The organism is Bifidobacterium asteroides (genome assembly GCF_003202695.1).
Lineage (GTDB): Bacteria > Actinomycetota > Actinomycetes > Actinomycetales > Bifidobacteriaceae > Bombiscardovia > Bombiscardovia asteroides_G.
The window spans coordinates 308503-327210 of record NZ_QGLL01000001.1; the positions used below are offsets into that span (position 1 = coordinate 308503).

At 58.4% G+C, this 18708-nt stretch carries 12 protein-coding genes and 2 tRNA genes; 12 read left to right on the top strand and 2 right to left on the bottom strand.

The genetic code is table 11. The annotated features are described in order from the left end of the window. Nucleotides 1-3: 3 nt before the first annotated feature. The 11 genes from DKK75_RS01155 to DKK75_RS01210 all read left to right on the top strand — a co-directional run bounded on the left by DKK75_RS01155 (nt 4) and on the right by DKK75_RS01210 (nt 14897). The gene (locus tag DKK75_RS01155; protein ID WP_181414384.1) at nt 4-1008 is read left to right on the top strand and encodes a LacI family DNA-binding transcriptional regulator; all 1005 of its coding nucleotides are present in this window, start codon (nt 4-6) and stop codon (nt 1006-1008) included. Between the two features lie 344 nt (nt 1009-1352). Continuing rightward, nucleotides 1353-3749: an anaerobic ribonucleoside-triphosphate reductase gene (gene nrdD, locus DKK75_RS01160; protein WP_110451779.1), complete on the top strand. Its 2397-nt coding sequence runs from the start codon at nt 1353-1355 to the stop codon at nt 3747-3749. Between the two features lie 69 nt (nt 3750-3818). Next, complete coding sequence (gene nrdG / locus DKK75_RS01165) at nt 3819-4541, top strand: anaerobic ribonucleoside-triphosphate reductase activating protein (protein ID WP_110451634.1); 723 nt, start codon at nt 3819-3821, stop codon at nt 4539-4541. Between the two features lie 56 nt (nt 4542-4597). Further along, nucleotides 4598-6124 carry a glutamate--tRNA ligase gene (gene gltX, locus DKK75_RS01170; protein ID WP_110451635.1) on the top strand — a complete coding sequence of 509 codons (1527 nt, stop codon included), beginning with the start codon at nt 4598-4600 and terminating at the stop codon, nt 6122-6124. 68 nt (nt 6125-6192) lie between these two features. Continuing rightward, nucleotides 6193-6265, top strand: a tRNA-Glu gene (locus DKK75_RS01175). Between the two features lie 41 nt (nt 6266-6306). Continuing rightward, nucleotides 6307-6378 (top strand) — tRNA-Gln (locus DKK75_RS01180). A gap of 316 nt (nt 6379-6694) precedes the next feature. Continuing rightward, nucleotides 6695-7870, top strand: coding sequence for an NAD(P)/FAD-dependent oxidoreductase (locus DKK75_RS01185; protein ID WP_110451636.1), 1176 nt, complete (start codon nt 6695-6697; stop codon nt 7868-7870). A gap of 305 nt (nt 7871-8175) precedes the next feature. After that, nucleotides 8176-9228, top strand: coding sequence for a cytochrome d ubiquinol oxidase subunit II (gene cydB, locus DKK75_RS01195; RefSeq protein WP_110451638.1), 1053 nt, complete (start codon nt 8176-8178; stop codon nt 9226-9228). A gap of 62 nt (nt 9229-9290) precedes the next feature. Beyond that, a complete protein-coding gene (locus tag DKK75_RS01200; protein ID WP_258333100.1) occupies nt 9291-11261 on the top strand; it encodes an ABC transporter ATP-binding protein/permease in 1971 nt (656 codons plus the stop codon). Nucleotides 11262-11328: 67 nt separating this feature from the next. Next, nucleotides 11329-13140: a thiol reductant ABC exporter subunit CydC gene (gene cydC, locus DKK75_RS01205; protein WP_110451639.1), complete on the top strand. Its 1812-nt coding sequence runs from the start codon at nt 11329-11331 to the stop codon at nt 13138-13140. 263 nt (nt 13141-13403) lie between these two features. Continuing rightward, on the top strand, nt 13404-14897 hold the full coding sequence (locus tag DKK75_RS01210; protein WP_110451640.1) for a cytochrome ubiquinol oxidase subunit I: 1494 nt from the start codon (nt 13404-13406) through the stop codon (nt 14895-14897). A gap of 224 nt (nt 14898-15121) precedes the next feature. Here DKK75_RS01210 and DKK75_RS01215 read toward each other — a convergent pair whose 3' ends face one another. Further along, a complete protein-coding gene (locus tag DKK75_RS01215; RefSeq protein ID WP_110451641.1) occupies nt 15122-16081 on the bottom strand; it encodes a polyprenyl synthetase family protein in 960 nt (319 codons plus the stop codon). A 228-nt stretch (nt 16082-16309) separates the two neighbouring features. Here DKK75_RS01215 and DKK75_RS01220 point away from each other — a divergent pair, with 228 nt between their 5' ends. After that, nucleotides 16310-17782: a serine/threonine protein phosphatase gene (locus DKK75_RS01220; protein WP_110451642.1), complete on the top strand. Its 1473-nt coding sequence runs from the start codon at nt 16310-16312 to the stop codon at nt 17780-17782. Between the two features lie 8 nt (nt 17783-17790). Here DKK75_RS01220 and DKK75_RS01225 read toward each other — a convergent pair whose 3' ends face one another. Continuing rightward, nucleotides 17791-18594, bottom strand: a complete 804-nt coding sequence (locus DKK75_RS01225) for an IclR family transcriptional regulator (protein ID WP_110451643.1) — start codon at nt 18592-18594, stop codon at nt 17791-17793. Between the last annotated feature and the right edge of the window lie 114 nt (nt 18595-18708).

The window sequence follows — 18708 nt, forward strand, 5'->3', positions numbered from 1 at the left end:
CCCATGTCGGTGACCATCAGTGATGTGGCCAAGCAGACGGGCATGTCCGTATCCACGGTCTCCCAGGCGCTTAACGACAAGGGGCGCATCTCACCGCCCACCAGGGACAAGGTGCGCCGGGCGGCCATGGAGCTGGGCTACATCCCCGACAGTCGAGCTCGTTCCATGCGATCATCGCGTTCTCATGCCGTAGGTCTGCTGGTTCCTGATATCCGTAACCCCTATTTCTCGGAGCTGGTCTATGCTGTCCAGGATCAGCTCTACTCGGCAGGCTACGCGCCTCTGATTGGCGTGTCCTCTTGCCAGGCCAGCAGGCAGGAGGACTACTACCGTATCCTCCTGTCACGGCATATGGACGGCGTTCTGGTCGTGCCTGACGGGCCCACGTCGCCCATGCTGCGCACCATGCTGGCAAAGGAATTTCCCGTTGTCTTCGTGGATCGCCCTGACCAGACCCTGCCCGGTGTCCCTCTGGTGGATTCCGACCCTGTGCCCGGCATGGAAGCGGCCCTGGAGGCTCTGGCAGCCAAGGGATGCAGACGAGTGGCCTTCGTTCCGGGTCCAGAGAGTCGCTCCTATACTTTCCGCGAACGCGAGCAGGCCTTCCTGGCTGGCGTGCAAGCCCACCAAGGACTGATGGGATTAGTGGTCCGCCAAGGGTTCGAGAACCGTCCTCGGGCGGCCGCGACCATGCGCAACCTGCTTGGCCAGGGTGTGGACGCGGTCATCTTCGGCTACTCTGCCGATGCCATCAAGGCCGTCGCCATGGAGTGGGACGGCGACCTGCGTTCGCGTGTGCCCCTGGTCTCCTTCGATGACTTGGAGGTCTTTCAGCTGATAAGTCCCCAGGTGTCGGTCATCTCCCAGCAGGTGGATCGCATGGGTCGCCAGAGCGTTGACATGCTTCTGTCCATAATCGAACCGAGGCGGCAGGCCCCGGAGGGCATGAGTGCGGATCGCCGTCTGCGCACCCGAACTCTCTTCGTGCCCCGGGGTCTGCTGGCCTAGATCCGCTCTTGCTTGATGAAGGGCGGGGCTCGACAAAATGCGTGCGTGTCGGGAGGCTGTGCCGTCCCTGTAAATGATCTCTGCCGACCTTTCGGCCATTTGGCGCCCTTGTCCAGACCCTCCAATCGGTGACTCTGTTCATAAAATATGAGAATTACTAAATATAGGTGACCAATCATCCTTGGGCACTACATATGGTGGTCGTGGCGTGATAGAGTGAGTCGTGTCAGCAATAATGACACCCATGTGATTCGCTGTTCCTGGTTTGGAATTTAGGAACGCCAAAGCAACTGCACATGAGCAATCGTATGAGGTATTGAGGAGTGACGATGGATACTGAGGTCATGACCGATCCCGTGAAGGAGCGTGGCATTTCGGATCGCGATGCTGTCGAAGGCATTCTGGTTGAGAAGCGCGACGGCCGGATCGTCGATTTTGATCCCGTCAACATCATGAACGCCATCGAAGCCGCCTTCAAGGATGTCAAGCACAAGGTCAGCCCCGAGGATCGCCAGCAGATCCGTGGTATGGCCCTGACCGTTCAGTCCGAGATCACCGATCGCTACACCAACCCGGTCAAGATCGAAGACATCCAGACCCTGGTCGAGCATGCCCTGGTCAATGCCCATCTTTACGAGATCGCGCGCTCCTATACCTCCTACCGTCTTGACCGCGACATTCAGCGTGCCAAGGCCACTGATGTCAACGAGGCTGTTCACCGCCTGACCAGCAAGGACGAGACCTTGGTGCGTGAGAACGCCAACAAGGATGCCAACGTCTACGCCACTCAGCGCGACCTGCTGGCCGGAGCGGTCTCCAAGGCCTCGGCCTTCGCCATGCTGCCCAAGGATGTCTCCAACGCCCACATGAAGGGCGATATTCACTTCCATGATGCGGACTACTCGCCCTTTACGGCCGAGACGAACTGCTCCCTGCCTGACTTCGGCGATATGCTGGCTCATGGCTTCGAGCTGGGCAACGCCATGATGGACTCGCCCAAGTCCATCGGCACGGCCGCCACACAGATCACCCAGATCATCAAGGACATCGCAGGTTCCCAGTACGGCGGCCAGACCGTCAACCGCTGCGACGAAATGCTGGACAAGTACGCCCGTCTGGACTACAAGAAGAACTATTCCATGGCTGAGGCCGTTCTGCCGGACGAGGAGCCCATCGACGTGGCCAAGGATGTCGTCCGCGGCCTCAAGGCTCGGGAGGCTGACTGGCTGCACCTGGACGATCGCGCCCCCATTGGCGAGGATGCCCCCTTCGATCTGGATGCTCCGCAGATCGTTCGCCTGCGTCAGGTCTATGCCAAGATCCTGACCCGCAAGAACATATACGATGCCATGCAGACCATGGAGTACCAGATCAACTCCAACCGTGTCAGCAACGGGCAGACGCCCTTCGTCACCGTTGGCTTCGGTCTGGGCACCTCCTGGTTCGCCCGGGAGATTCAGCGGGCCATCTTCCTGATTCGCATCCGCGGACTGGGCAAGGATCGCCACACCGCCATCTTCCCCAAGCTGGTCTTCACCATCAAGCATGGTCTGAACGCAGACGAGGGCGATCCCAACTACGACATGAAGCAGCTGGCGCTGGAGTGCTCGACTAAGCGCATGTATCCTGACGTGGTCTTCTACGAGAACCTGGTCAAGATCACCGGCTCCTTCAAGGCCCCCATGGGCTGCCGATCCTTCCTGCAGGGTTGGACCAACCCCGAGACGGGCGAGGACGAAGAGGACGGCCGCATGAATCTGGGCGTCGTCACAGTCAATATCCCGCGCATTGCTCTGGAGTCCCGCGGGGACAAGGATCGCTTCTGGAAGATCTTCGACCAGCGTATGGAGGTGGCTCACCATGCTCTGCAGTTCCGCATCATGCGCTGCAAGCAGGCCACGCCCATCAACGCCCCGACTCTCTATCAGTACGGCGCCTTCGGCAGGCTGAAGCCGACTGACAGCGTGGACACCCTCTTCCGCAACAGCCGCGCCACTGTTTCGCTGGGATACATCGGCCTTTACGAGGCCACCAGCGTCTTTTACGGCAAGGACTGGATGAAGGACCATAGCTGGGATCCGGATGGCAAGGAATTCGCGCTGAGCATCGTGCGCAGGATGAACCAGCTCTGCAAGCAGTGGGAGAAGGCCGAGGGATACCACTATTCGGTCTACTCCACGCCGGCCGAGTCGCTGACTGATCGCTTTGCTCGCATGGACAAGGAGAAGTTCGGCGTAGTCGACGGTGTGACTGACCACGACTTCTATACCAACAGCTTCCATTACCCGGTCTGGCTGCGGCCTACGCCCATGGAGAAGCTCAGCTACGAGCGGGACTTCCCCTACCTGGCTTCGGGCGGGTTCATCAACTACTGCGAGTTCCCCTCGATGCAGCAGAACCCCAAGGCCCTGGAGGCGGTCTGGGACTATGCCTACGACATCGGCATCGGCTACCTGGGCACCAACACCCCTATCGATCATTGCTTCGTCTGCGGCTATGAGGGTGATTTCGAGCCCACTGAGGAGGGCTTCAAGTGCCCCGAGTGCGGCAACGACGACCCCGATAAGTGCAACGTGACTAAGCGCACCTGCGGTTACCTGGGCAATCCCGTTCAGCGGCCCATGGTCCACGGCAGGCATGAGGAGATCGCCCACCGTGTCAAGCACATGGAGGGCGAGACCGGCCACGTGGTCCTCAAGGACGGATCCACCAAGGAGTGGTTCGACGATAAGGCCGAGTAGGCTCTGAAAAGACGCAACCAATGGCGGGCCGGGCAGTTTGCGGCCCGCCATTGTCATGAGGAGGACCGTATGACGGACAAACAGGGGGCCATGAGGAAGACAGGCGGTCACCGTGACTTCGCGGCTGATGAGCAGGGGCGCGGTCCAGGAGTCCCCTCTGGGCTGACCATCAATCCCAAGGCAGGACAGTGGGACGGACGTCGGCTTAGTCGGGGAATCGTGGCGGACTACAAGCGACTGGTCATGACCGATGGCGAAGGCATCCGTTGCTCCCTATACGTCAGCGGCTGCCCCTTCCGTTGCCAGGGGTGCTATAACTCATCCATCTGGGATTTCAGTGCCGGACATCCCTATACCCGGCAGCTTGAGGACCGCATCATCAAGGACCTGTCGCTGTCCTATGTGCAGGGCATCACCTATCTGGGCGGGGAGCCCTTGCTCAACACACCCATGCTGCTCGGCCTTTCGGAGCGGATCCGACGTGAGTTCGGCCACGAGAAGGATATCTGGTGCTGGACCGGCTACACCTGGGAAGAGCTGAACCGGCCGGGGGAGACTCCGGACAAAGCCCAGCTGATCTCCTATCTTGACGTGCTGGTGGACGGACGTTACTTGGAGAATCGGAAGAACAGCCTGCTTCAGTTCCGAGGCTCGGACAACCAGCGGATCATCGACGTGCCACGTTCTTTGGAGCAGGGCCAAGTGGTCATCTGGCCCAAGCTGCACGACCAGACCAGGTTCATTCCGGAGACCTACAGCAAGGACCGACAGCAGGAGCAGCAGCGAGGCTAATGCCGGCCCCTGCTCTGTCTTGGCCAACGTCGCCTTGCCGGGGCACAATGGGTGTCATGACTGATGAGCATGATCACGACGCTAAACCAGACCTGCCCAAGGACCTGAGGGTCCGCTTCTGCCCTTCGCCGACCGGCACCCCCCATGTGGGCATGGTCCGCACAGCCCTCTTCAATTGGGCCCAGGCCCGGCACTCGCATGGCACCTTCGTCTTCCGCATCGAGGACACCGATGCACAGCGCGACAGCGAGGAGAGCTATCAGCAGATTTTGGATGCTCTCAAGTGGCTGGGGCTTGACTGGGACGAGGGGGTCGAAGTGGGCGGTCCGGATGGCCCCTACCGGCAGTCCCAGCGCGGCGATATCTACCGTGATGTGGCCCGACAGCTGGTGGATGCCGGCTATGCCTATGAGTCTTACTCCACTGCTGAGGAGATCAAGGAGCGCAACCTGGCCGCCGGTCGTCCGGCCGCTTTCGGCTATGACGGCTATGACCGCGACCTGAGCAAGGAGCAGCGGCAGGCTTTCCGCGAGCAAGGCAGGCGCCCCGCCCTGCGCATCCGAATGCCCGACGAGGACATCGCCTTCAGCGATCTGATCCGTGGGCGCATCGAGTTCAAGGCCGGATCCGTACCTGATTACGTGATCGTGCGTCCCAACGGCGATCCCCTCTACACCCTGACCAACCCGGTGGACGATGCTCTGATGCGCATCAATGTAGTTCTACGTGGCGAGGATCTGCTCAGCTCCACTCCCCGGCAGATCGTCCTCTATCGGTACCTGATGAAGCTGGGCATAGCCCGAGCCATGCCCCTGTTCGGGCACCTGCCCTACGTCATGGGCCAGGGTAAGAAGAAGCTGTCCAAACGCGACCCTGAATCCAACCTCTTCCTACATCGGGAGCATGGCTTCATTCCTGAAGGACTGCTGAACTATCTGGCTCTGCTGGGCTGGTCCATCGGCCCGGACCGTGATGTCTTCTCCATGGACGAGATGATCGAGCACTTCGATATTCGCGATGTCAAGGCCAATCCGGCTCACTTCGACCTCGACAAGGCCGTAGCCATCAACGCCGAACACATCCGCATGCTGGAGCCGCAGGACTTTCTGAACCGATCCCTGCCCTACCTCAAGCGCGACGGGCTGGTGAGCGCTGAACGCTGGCAGGACCTGAGCGATCGGGAGCAGCGAATTCTGGCCGCTGCCGCCCCTCTGGTCCAGCCTCGTGTGCGCCTGCTGGGCGAGGTTTCCGGCATGGTTGGCAGTCTGCTCAGCCAGGAGGAGTATCTGGAACCTGAGTCGGATGCCCGCAAGCAGCTCAAGGACTCCGCCGGACAGGTCCTGGACCTGGCTATTGTCGCTCTGCAGGGTGTGCCCGACCAGGATTGGAAGACCGACCACCTGCACGATCTGCTCACTCAGGCGCTGGTGGAGGAGGGCGGCTACAAGCCTCGTCTGGCCTTCGGCCCGGTCAGGGTGGCGGTCTCAGGAAGGCGGGTCTCGCCGCCCCTGTTCGAGTCTCTGGAGATCCTGGGCAAGGATACAACACTCCGAAGGATGACCAACTTGCGCCAAAACCTCTGATCGGGTATATTTCTTTTTTGTTGTGCTACTGACCTGCTGAACCGGGTTCGTACGCGGCGAAAAGTGAAGCCCCCGTCGTCTAGCGGTCTAGGACTACGCCCTCTCACGGCGCCAACACCGGTCCAAATCCGGTCGGGGGTACGACATGTGGCAATCGTCCAAGCAATTGTCGCAGAGCCAATTGGGGTATGGTGTAATTGGCAACACAGGTGATTCTGGTTCATCCATTCTTGGTTCGAGTCCAGGTACCCCAGCGATAGAGACATAAAGTTTCGAGGAGCGGAACACCGACACGGTGTTCCGCTCCTTTCCGTTTACGGATTATTATAGCTCCTAGGAATGCTTCCGGTTTGCAAAGCGGCGGCTGGATGCGTCCAATGGAATTGCCCGTGGTGTGAGCAAGCAAACAGAAAGAGGAGGCCCGGCAGACTGCTATGTCAGAGTTTCCGATGATGGAATCTGCTATTTTGAGCATAGAAGCTTGAGTGGTGGACCCAATCATCGGTTGATCGGGCGACATCACCCGGTATAGGAATCATTGTACGATTTTTTCGGTAAAGGTGTGTGATTATGACGACAATCATGGTGTTGGGAGCTGGTTATGCGGGTCTTCGCGCGGTCAAGAAGCTGGTTCGCGCAAAGACTGATGCCCGTATAGTCCTGGTCAATCAGAATGAATACCACTACGAGTCCACCCAGTTGCATCAGGTGGCGGCGGGGACCAAGGAGCCGGCGGACATAGTCTTCGACTTGCGCAAGGCCCTGCCTGATTCGGTGGAGCTGATCGTCGACAAGGTGGTTGGCATCGATCAGGACAACCGCCGGGTCAGCCTGGAGCATCATGACCCCCTTTCCTATGATTACTTGATCAATGCCCTGGGCTTCGAGTCCGAGACCTTCGGCATCAAGGGAGCCGACGAGTACGGGTGGCCCATTATTGATGTGGATACTGCCCTGGCGGCCCGCAAAAAACTGGAGCAGACGCTGGCCCGCTACCAGACCAGCCATGATCCGCTGGATCTGAGCATTGCGGTCTGCGGCGCAGGCTTCACCAGCATCGAATACCTGGGCGAGCTGGTCTATCGGCTGCCTCAGCTATCCAAGCGTCTGGGCTTCCCCATGGATCAGGTCAAAGTGGATTGCATAGAGGCCTCGCCCAAGATTCTGCCTATGTTCAGCAAGGATCTGGTCGACTGGGCTGTGGATTACCTGCGCAAGCGGGGAGTTGCCTTCCACACCTCGACTCCTATTACCGAGGTCAGGGAAGATGCCGTTGTCTCCAATGATCAGGAGTTTAAGGCCCATACGATCATTTGGACAACGGGTGTGCGCGGCAGCCACGTTATTGCCGACTCCGGGTATAATCAGAAGCGTAACCGTGTAGTGGTCAGGGATGACTTGTCGGTGGAACAGCATCCAGAGGAGTTTCTGGTGGGTGATGTCAGCGCCGTTCCCGACCCCCAATCGGGTCGGCTCTACCCCACTACTGCACAGATTTCGATGGCCCAGGCTAATACCGCAGCCGCGAATGTCCTTGCCAGACTGCGGGGGCAGGAGCCCGAGCGGTTCACCTTCCGAAGCCTGGGGACCGTGTGCTCTCTCGGTCCCCATGACGGGGTTGCCGAAATCGACCGAATGGGTACGCTGAAGCTCAAGGGCAAGGTTGTTTCGGCTCTGAAGTGGATTGTCAACGAGCGATCGGTTCTGGAATTGGCCGATGTGCGTACCATGTTGGAGAGCAACTGAACCGCTGTTGCAAGGGGACGCAATGGGCAAGGCGATTAGGGGAAGGAGGACGGACATGGCTCATGTCATGGAGATGTTGCAGCATCGTTCTGTGATGGGAAGCATGTCCGTCCCTCTTTTGCCTCGGATCGGCTCATTCTTGTCCACGATGGCTCTTGGCCCAGTGTTCATTAACATTATATTGACTACCTCCTGCTCTTCCTCATCCTGGCGGAAATCGTGGCCGACTATGGCCCCCGCCAGGTTTGTGGAGATCCCCGTGCCAGCATGCGGATCGGCAGGAGCGAGAGGAGAGTGGTATTAGCATGAGTTTCCTACAAGGTTTCTGGTTCTTCATCATTGGCCTGCTTTTTGCAGGGTTCCTTCTGTTGGAAGGATTCGACTTCGGCGTTGGCATGGCCACCAGATTTGTGGCTCGCGACGGTGACGAGCGTGCCACTTTCATGAGGGCCATTGGCCCCCACTGGGACGGCAATGAGGTCTGGTTGGTCACCGCCGGCGGCGGTATGTTCGCAGCTTTCCCGCTTTGGTATGCTTCTCTCTTCTCGGGGTATTACATTCTGCTCTCGCTGGTGCTGGTCTCTCTGATCCTGCGTGGCATCTCCTTCGAATTCGCCTCCCATGCGCTGACCAGCCGTGAACGCGGCGTCTGGCAGTGGGCCAACTTCATTGGCTCCCTCTTTGCGCCCTTCTTCCTGGGCATGATGCTGACCAGCCTGATCCAGGGCATTCCCATGGACAAGGACGGTAATGCCTGGCCCGGGTTCTTCGACGTCTTCAACTGGCTGTCTGTGGTCGGCGGCATAGCAGTCGTCTTCTTCAGCTTCGTTCATGGCCTGCACTTCCTGAGCCTGAAGTTTGGGGCTGTGGAATCTCGGCGGATGCTCAACGTCAGTGAGAAGGCCTACTGGATCGCGTATCCTGCCCTGGTTGTCTTTGTGCTTCTCGCCATCTTCAACACTGATTTCTATAAGGCCCGCCCCCTGTCTACCTGGCTGATCACTGTGATTATCCTGGCATCGGTCATAGGAGGCCATGTTGCCGACTTCAAGAAGCGCGACGGCTATGCCTTCACTTGCTCAGGCATCACCTTGATGGCTATCATCGCCTTTATTTTCAATGGGCTCTTCCCGCGCGTGATGATCGCTGACGACCCGGCCCACAGCCTGCTGATCCAGGATGCCTCGGCCTCTCCGTTGACCATGAAGATCATGACTGTAGTGCTCTGCATCTTCCTGCCCATTATGCTGGCCTACTTCATCTGGAGCTACTTCATCCAGCGCAAGCGGCTGGACACCGATGGCATCCATCTGACCTCACCTGTGGCTTCTTCGGCCACTGTGGCTGAGACCATCTGAAAATCTAAAAGGGGGCAAGGGACAGTGCTGGCAGGATCTGAGCGTATCCAGAGGATGATGCATTGATCGACAAGAGTCTCTTCCGTTTCGACGGTATCCGGTTCACCCTGGGCCTGCTGGCTGCCCTGTCCCTGGTCCAGGGCATCGGTGTGGTGGCTCAGGCCTATGGGCTGACCCTGGCCTTGGTGCACATTTGGAAGCTTCATAACCTGAAGGTGCTGGTGGTGCCAGTACTGATCTTCTTGGCAGCCTATACCTGTCGACAGCTCTGTGATGTGGCCAAGGATCGTCTGGCTACTGACCGGGCTGATGCCATTGTGGCTGAGTTGCGACCGCGCATCCAAGACAAGGTCTTCACGCTAGGGCCCTCTGCTCTGGCCCAGCGTGGCACAGGCTCCGCTGTCACCATGCTGGTGGATGGACTTGATGAGGTCCGCACCTACGTGTTGACTGTTCTGCCAAAAATGATGGACCTCCTTTTCATCCCCTTGATCGTCCTGGTTGCGGTCTGGACACAGGATGTGACCTCCGGCTTCATTCTCCTGTTCATGCTGCCCCTGCTTATTTTCTTTATGGTCATACTGGGGCTGGCCGCCAGAGACCGCTCCAGTCGACAGTATGCCCAGTTCCGCAAGCTCAACACCAGGTTCATGGATACGGTCCTGGGTTTGCCAACTCTGAAAATGCTGGGCATCGACAAGGAATACGAGGACGAGATCTATTCGGTCTCGGATCGCTTCCGCAAGAGGACCATGAGCGTAATCAGAGTCGCCATGACCTCCACCTTTGCCCTGGACTTTTTCGCCACCTTGGCCATTGCCATCATGGCAGTCTTCCTGGGCAATAATCTGATCAATGGCAAGGTGGAACTCTTTCCTGCTCTGCTAGCTCTGATCCTGGCTCCTGAGTACTTTATGCCCATCCGCCAGTTCGGAGATGACTTCCACGCTACCCTCAACGGCAAGAATGCCTTGGATGACATCGTGGCTATGCTGGCACAGCCTGAGACCAGGCGCTTGGAGAAACTAGACTGGCCCGGGTGGAAGAAAGACAGCCACCTGCGTCTGGAAGGAATCGACTTCGCCTATCCCGGCCCCAAGCCGGTGGAAAGCAATGCTTCAGCTGGGGCCCAGATGGATGCCATGGCTAAGTCCGAGAATCAAAAGACCAGCAAGAAGAATAGCAAGTCAAAGACAGCCAAGGCTCATGACGGTAATGGGAAATCGGTCTCGGTTGTGTCTGGTTCTCCATCATCGCAAGGCACTGAGGTCGAGACTGTCTCGGATTCCCGCATAAGCAAGGCAGAAGGCGAACCGGAAGAACAGCCTTTAGCCCTGCATGGATTGGACTTCGATCTGAATGGTTTTTCCAAGGTGGCTGTTGTTGGCCGTTCGGGAGCCGGCAAGTCTACGTTGATGGATCTGTTGGCCGGCTTCGATCAGCCTAAAGCTGGCACCATTGACCTAGATGGTTACAAGCTAGAGCACTGCAATGTGGCTGCCTGGCAGAGGCACATCAGCTACATTCCTCAGAACCCCTTCATCTTCCACGGCAGTGTGGCCGACAACATTCGCTTCTACAAGCAGGATGCAGACGATGCCGCAGTGGCACGGGCAGCTGACCGGGCTGGGCTGACCGACTGGCTTCGAACATTGCCTGACGGTCTGGACACCCGAATCGGCGAAGGCAACCGCGGCATCAGCGGCGGCCAGGCCCAGCGGATCGCTTTGGCCAGGGGCATTCTGGACCCTTCACGCGAAGTGCTGTTCTTCGATGAACCCACCGCCCACCTGGACATCGAGACGGAATATGACCTGAAGCAGACCCTGCTGCCCATCATGGAAGGGCACCTGGTCGTCCTGGCCACCCACCGGCTGCATTGGCTGGCCAACATGGACTGGGTGATCATGCTGGAGGACGGACGAATCGTGACCCAAGGCGACCCCCACGAGCTGATAGGCCATGGCGGACCTTTGGATACTCTGATCAATGAGATGGGAGGGAACCAGATTGCCGACTACCAGCAGGACTGAAACCGTCGGAAGAGACGGCAGGGGATCGTCAAAGACGTCCCGCCGCGGCCGCGGACTGTCGGGCTACATGCATATCTGGCACCGGGACCATTGGTTCTGGCCCTACCTTCGCCAGAACAAGGGGCTGCTTGTTCTGATCTTCTTCCTGGGGACCATTACCTTCGTTTGTGCGGCTGGACTGATGTTCACATCGGGCTTTCTGATCAGCAGGTCTGCCCGGCACCCCTACAACATCTTCGCCGTCTATGTTCCAGTGGTCCTGACCAGGGCCTTCGGCATTGGACGGCCCACATTCAAGTACTTGGAGCGCATCAAAAGCCATGACTGGGTGCTCCGGGTGGTCTCCAAGCTGCGCGTTCAGCTCTACCGCACCCTCTCAAGGGATGCGGCCTTTCTGAACGAGCATGAGCGTACAGGCACGGTTCTGGGCATGCTCTCGGACGACCTGGACCATCTGGAGAACTTCTATCTGCGCACCATCTTCCCCACGGTCGTAGCCTATATGATGTGGTTGGTGGTCACCATCGCCGTAGGCGTCTTCTCCTGGCTGACATCACTCCTGCTCTTCCTGCTTTTTGCTCTGATCCTGATCCTGGTTCCGCTGGTATCGCTGGCTTATTCAGACGGACGCTACGATATGGAGAAGGCACGGCGGCAGGATCAGTACACCGCAGTGACCGAGAGCTACATGGGTCTGGGAGACTGGGTGATCACCCACCGTCGTCGACGCTTCATGGACACGGCGGCCGAAGATTTCAGCGACATCGCCAAAGGCCGCAAACAGCAGAAGCGGTTCGAGCGCTGGCGCAATTGTGGCATCCAGATGATTTTCGCTCTTATGGTGGTGGCTCTGATCGTTGGGGCGGATCTGCGTATGACCAGCTCCGAATCCATTGCGGACTTTGCGGCAGCCGTGGTCCTGGCGGTTTTCCCTCTGGTTGACTGTTTCATCGTGGTCTCCCAGGCTGTAGCTGAGGTTCCCCTTTATACAGACTCGTTGGACCACCTGAATAGTTTGACCGAGCGGGTCGAGTCTCGTCAGATTGCACCGACTGCGCAGACCAGACTGGAGGGGCCGATCAAGTCAATTGTTTTCGACCATGTCAGCTTCTCGTATGGGCCTGACGACCCCTTGTTGCTCAATGATTTCAGCCTGCGGATCGAGGGTGGGCAGCGCGTGGCCTTGCTTGGCCCCAGCGGGGAGGGCAAGACAACAGTCCTGCAGCTGCTCCTAGGCGACCTGCGTCCGACCAGTGGTCGCATTCTGATCAACGGAATGCCTGTCGAGGCACTGCAGGATCAGCGTCCGGAGCTTTTCGGCTATTTGAACCAGCAGGCCTTCCTCTTCAACACTACGATTGCCTCTAACGTGCGTCTGGGTGCCCCTCAAGCCGATGATGATCAGGTTCGCCAGGCCTTGAAAGCTGTACAGCTGGATGAGGTTGTGGCAGACATGCCCCAGGGGATCGACACGCCGGTGGATGAGGCCGGAGGGCGTCTTTCGGGCGGCCAGCGTCAGCGTCTGGCACTGGCCAGAATCGTGCTCAAACGCACCCCGATCATTCTTCTGGACGAGCCGACCATCGGTCTGGATCCTATAACCGAGCGTCGACTTATGTCCATGATCTTCAAAGTCAGCCAGGATCGCACCCTTCTTTGGGTCACCCACCACTTGCAGGGACTTGAGGAAGCCGACCAGATCATCTTTATGCAGGATGGCCATATAGCCATGCAGGGCCGACCCGTCGACTTGTACCATGGCAATGCTCGTTTTCGTGAACTTTATCGAATGGACGTCTCTGACGTGGACAAGGATACCTTTGGAGGGATATACTCAGAGAGGCAGTCAGATTCAGATGGACGAAATCCTGTTGAATGATCATCAGGCTGTTTCTGTGAGCAATGGATTTTGCACGGTTGTCGGGTCGCCGATCCGAGTGGTTGGCTTTTCGGCAGGTCAGTGCATGCCGTCAGTTTGTGAATTTGATGGTATGGAAGTCGGGGCTCGGAGAAACGTCCGGGTCGCGAGGTCAGGGAGAGCCGAAAGGTTCCTGTGGGCACAAGCCTGGTCATATCTGAATCCACCAGGGTCCGGTCCGCGCGCCCACGTCCGATGGACCACTGCAGAGATTGGGAGGAACGATGTTCACTGTATTGGGATTGTCTAGATTCCAGTTCGCCATGACGACGATATTCCACTTCTTTTATGTCCCCATGAGCATTGGTCTGGCCCTTGCGGTCGCGATCATGGAGACCGTCTATGTGGTGACCAAGAAGGATGTCTACAAGAAGATGACCATATTCTGGTCCAAGATCTTCCTGCTTTCCTTTGCGGTCGGCGTGGTCACCGGCCTCATCCAGGAGTTCCAGTTCGGCATGAACTGGTCCAACTATTCCAGATTCATGGGTGACATCTTTGGCGCCCCGCTGGCCATTGAGGCTCTGGTTACGTTCTTCCTGGAATCTACTTTCATCGGCGTGTGGATGTTCACTTGGAACCGGTTCAAGCCGGCTGTGCATGCATCTTTCATTTGGCTGACTTTCCTCGGTTCGACTCTGTCGGCTATCTGGATTCTGGCTGCCAACAGCTTCATGCAGCACCCGGTTGGCTTCGAGATCAGCCAAACTACCGGCCATGTGCGTCTGACTAATTTTGGAGCTGTCATATCCAACCCTCAGCTCTGGATCGAGTTTCCCCACGTCTTCTTCGCTGCTGTCTGCACAGGGGCCTTTGTGGTCATGGGCTGCAGCGCCTTCAGTCTTCTGAGGATGCATCTGGGCAACAAGAATAAGGCCGTAGCTGTCGTTGAGGCTGATTCAGAGAAGCAGGCCAAGGTAAACCTGTTCACCAAGTCCATGCGTCTGGCCGCCTTGGTTGGGCTTATCGGATCCCTCTGCGTGATTACCTATGGTGATCTGCAGGGCAAGTACATCGTGACCGATCAGCCCATGAAGCTGGCTGCTACTGAAGGCATTTACGAGGATACTGGCGATCCTGCTCCCTGGACGGCTGTGGCCCTGATCAACGAGAAGGATCACAAGGTCGACGGGTCGGTCGAGATTCCTGGTGCCATGTCGATGCTGGCTTACGGTAAGAGCACCGGTGCTGTCAAGGGTATGAATACCATTAATAAGGAGCTGCACGAGAAGTATGATGCCAAATACGGCAAGGACATGAACTACTACGTGCCGGTCACCACCCTATTCTGGGTCTTCCGTCTGATGGTCGGGATCGGGTTCTCCTTCGCGCTGATATCGGCATTGGTGCTTTGGTTCACGCGTAAGAAGAAGAACACCCTGTACACTTCGCGCTGGAAGCTTTGGATCATGGGTATCTTCACCTTTGCACCCTTCGCGGCAACGACCAGCGGCTGGCTGGTGACTGAGCTGGGACGCTATCCATGGCTGGTCTATGGTTTCCAGACCATTGCCGATGGAGTTTCGCCCACTAGCACTGTGCCAAACCTGCTCTTCACCTGCATCGTGTACTTCCTGCTCTTCCTGGTTCTGGGCGGTGTCATGGTCTTCTACACCAGGCGGACTCTTCACCAAGGGCCCTTCTATAAGCCGGATGAGGGCAATGAGCCGCAGACGGACAAGGTGCACGGCGCACCGGCCAGGGTGGCCTTGGCCTGAAGGTCGACTGGCTTAAAGCTTTCCTTGCCCTTCGGTTAATCCCCCGCTTCGAACCTTATGGTTTGGGGCGGGGGATTAGCTGTCATCGGGCATTGCTGTCAGCACCGGCCAGCGATCCCGAGCATGAAGTGCATATTGTGAAGGATGTTCGGCGAACGTCTGATACCGGACTGGACTCGCCTATTTTGGTTTGACCACACAGGTTGGGGTTACAACGCTTTTGGTCAGACCTGAGCGATCAGCTTGGCCGTAATTCGCTGCAACAGCTCACGCAGGCTCCGGTCCATGGGGGACTCCACCAAGCTGTCTGCCGCGTGTAGCAGATAGTCCTTGGCGATTTGCCGACTGCTCTCCATCAGCTGGGGATGGGCTCTGAAGTAGTCAACTACCTGGTCGGAATCGTCCTGCTGAACCAAGGCTCTGAAGTTCTCATCTTCTTGGAATCCCAGCAGAACCGGCAGCGTGTAGATTCCGTCGCGGATATCCTCCAGCTTGGGCTTGCCGGTGTCTCGATCCAGATCGAAATCGTTGATGTCATCAATGATCTGGAAGGCCATGCCCAGATTGCTGCCGAAGTCTCTGGCAGTACGCTCCAGTGCCGGGTCCGTTGACTGGCCATCAAGGCGGATCCCGGTCAGACATGACAGGCGGAAGAGGGCTGCAGTCTTGCCCGAGATGGCTCTGTTGTAATCGTCCACAGTGATATGGGTATGATGGCGGTCGGACTCCTGGTAGAGCTCGCCTCCGACGATTTCGCAGACCGTACCGGCCTGCTCGCGGATAAAGTCCGTGTCGGGAGCGATGGAGGCCATGATCTCCATGTAGCGCGAGAGGATCAGATCCCCCAAATATATGGCGGTCTTGTTTCCTCGTATGGTGTGGACCGTGGGTTTGTTGCGGCGGATGGATGCATTATCCAGAACGTCGTCATGGACCAGCGTGGCCAGATGAAGCATCTCGATAGCGGCAGCGCCAGTGATGACAGTATCGTCCAAGCGTCCGTCGGCGCCTGTGCCGGCTCTTGCAAAGAGGATCACCAAGGCAGCGCGGATCATCTTGCCATGGTTGTCCAGCAGTCGGCGGTAATCCTCCTGATAGGGGGCCACGTGGGTACGCTCTTGATGCAGGCGATCGACGACTCGCTCAAGATCCTTGCGTAACAGGAGCTCTTGTCCTTCTGCCATGGAGGTATGCTCCCTCTAACTCGTTGAGAACCGCAACTTAACTAATATACCAAGTTCAATACCATCCGCGGAGATTGTCGGCCCTGTTCCGGCTGTTACCGTGGCCAATGTGGCCAAGTTAACATTAGGCTGCTGTCACGATGCAGCGAAGCCTCTAGATGGGTTCTATTCGTAAGGAGGCTGCACAGATCGGCCGAGGAGCGAAGCCGGGTGAAGTAGGGTAGATGTATGAGTCAGCATTACCACGCGGATCAGGTCTCCCCACAAGGCGGCGAGGGAGAACCGGATCGACCGCTGTCCGTTTCGGCCCGTCTGGGGCGGCTTCAGTTTCACTACTCGGGCAAATTCAGACTTCTGCAATTGGCCGACGTTCAGGAGGGCCCCAAGGTCTCCACGGACACAATCAGGCTGATAGGCGCGGCTTGTGATGCGGCAAAGCCTGATCTGGTGGTCTTCTCGGGCAACCAGGTGGCCGGTTATGACACCGCCTATGAGCGAACCTTTCGTAAAAGGCGTTGGAGCACCCCGTTGGACGGCATCTACTCTGCTGGTCTGAGCATGGGCGGCGCCCTGGGGCTCGGAGGAGCCTCGCTGAAGCGCTCCTCCAGGCTCCAGGATGGCCCGGCAGCTGTGGACCGCAGGGAATCGGAGCATCAGGGTGCCAGCAGGGACGCCGAGCGTGTACGTCGGCAGAACATCAAGCACACCGAGGATTTGGTCCGCAGAACCGTTGGCCTGATTACCGGCCCACTGGTTGAGCGTGGGATTCCCTTCGTCGTCACCTATGGCAACCACGATTTTCAATGCGGTCTGGACACCGATCAGATGGATGCTATATATCGGGAAGTGCCCGGTTGTCTGAACCCCGAGGCTACGGTCGCTCATCCTGATCGGGTCCATGCGCTGATCGGCTCGGCCCTGCCCTCTCAGACGGCCTTCGTCTGTGCTCCTGGCACCTTCGCCCTGCCTGTGGCGGATTGCGACGGTCGCGGTGTGGTGATGGGGCTGGTCCTGCTGGACTCTGGCGACTATGCCCGTGCAGGCGGCTACGGCTCGCCTTCGGCTCAGGCCTTGGACTTTTTGGCGGCTGCTCCTGATCTTTTGGGCAACCGATCCATAGTTTTCCAGCACATGCCCATTCCCCAGTTCTATGATCTGCTCAAGCCGGTGCCAGCCACCACAGCCTATGCTGTCCAAGGCTACCGAAGTTTCGATTCCCGTTGCTACATCCTGGACGAATCGCGCACCTGTCCAGGCTCCTACTTGGGCGAAGGCGTCTCCTGCCCGGATGAAGACAGTGGCGAGTATGATCTGCTGACCCGAAAACGCGGCTACTTCGCTCTCTTCGCCGGGCATGACCATCGCAATGGCTTCGTAGGGCGCAGTGGAGATCTGACCCTGGGCGCTACGCCCACATGCGGATTCGGCTCGTACGGGCCGGTACCCAGTAAGCGGGCGGCCCGGCTCTTCGAGTTCGACATCCGCCATCCCCATCACCCTCGCACCCAGCTCTTGGAATTCGGCCAATTGGTGGGGCGACCCGGTTCCCACAAGGTTTACACTTTCGCCATGAGCCACGTGCCTACATCCACCGGGGATGCAGTCAACCTCTTGCGTCGGCCTGGGTTCTTGGCGGGCGGTTTGACGGCCCTGGCGGGGCTGATCGCCTCTTGGGGCTCCACTCGACGCGGTAAGGGCTGAGAATCCGCTCAGGCTCTACGACGGGCGGGGGATGAGGCTCGCAGCAGAGCTTCAGTCAGGTATTTGCCTGCGGCCATGACCAGGGGGGCGTAGCGCCTTCCTGGCGTCGTGGACATGCGGTTGACCGGTCCGGAGATGGATATGGCAGCCATGACCTGCCCGGATCCATTGCGGATGGGAGCCGAGATGGAACAGACGCCCTCTTCGCGCTCGTTGATGGACTCGGCCCAGCCGCGCTTGCGGACCGTGGCCAGAGTCGCTGCGTTGAACTTGGCGTGTCGCAGACCCTGATGGAGGCGCTCAGGCTCCTCCCAGGCCAGCAGAATCTGCGCTGCCGACCCGGCATCCATGGACAGCAGGGCGCCTACGGGGATGGAGTCACGCAGGCCCGAGGCTCGTTCCACTGCGGCGATGCAGACCCGGACATCGCCTTGGCGGCGGAAAATCTGGGCTGATTCGCCCGAACGGTTGAGCAGTGTATGCAGAATGGGTCCTGAGGCAGTCAGCAGTCGATCCTCGCCCGCGGCGGCGGCTAACTCGGCGAAGCGGGAGCCCAGGACGAAGCGGCCATGCACGTCCCGCAGAACGAAGCGGTGACGCTCCAAGGCGATGGCCAGTCGGTGAGCCGTGGGGCGCGCCAATCCGGTGGCGTTGACCAGCTGGCCCAGGGTCATGGGTCCGGTTTCCAAGGTGTCCAGAATGCGCACCGTCTTGTCCAGAACGCCGACGCCCGAATGAATCTCCTCCTGATGCACGGTCTGATCGTTTGTTGAGGGGTATGCGTCGTCGTCATTCAAAGAAAGCGTGTTCATGGTTGAATTATGCCATCTCAGTATGTGAAATGCAAAAGTTCATAACGGTTGGGCAGCTCCATACTCGGTGGTAAGAGGCCGGCGGGGTGCCGATAAGGTTGGCGCCCTGGCCGG